This window comes from Paenibacillus sp. KS1, assembly GCF_001680695.1.
GTDB classification, from domain to species: domain Bacteria; phylum Bacillota; class Bacilli; order Paenibacillales; family Paenibacillaceae; genus Paenibacillus_B; species Paenibacillus_B suaedae.
Window position 1 is genome coordinate 1 of record NZ_MAIS01000398.1, and the last position, 231, is coordinate 231.

At 56.3% G+C, this 231-nt stretch carries 1 protein-coding gene; it reads right to left on the reverse strand.

The genetic code is table 11. The features are described from left to right. Positions 1-231, reverse strand: a 231-nt coding sequence (locus tag BBG47_RS28810; RefSeq protein ID WP_139070873.1) for a condensation domain-containing protein, incomplete at both ends; no start/stop codon positions are given.

Consider the following 231-nt stretch of genomic DNA (forward strand, 5'->3'; position numbering starts at 1 on the left):
CATCTTCCGGTAGGCCGCACTTTGCCGGTAGCCTTGCTGCCAGAGGGCATAATCTTTGTACTGCAAACGCAGCGGTTCTAGTTCTTCTCCCGCATACAGCTTTGTCAATTCCTGTACCAAGATGCTTATCGAGGTGCCGTCGGACACGATATGATGCATATCGAACAGCAGCACGTGATCCGCTTCGTCCAGCCGCACCACCGTCGTCCGCAGCAGCGGCGCAACGCCAAG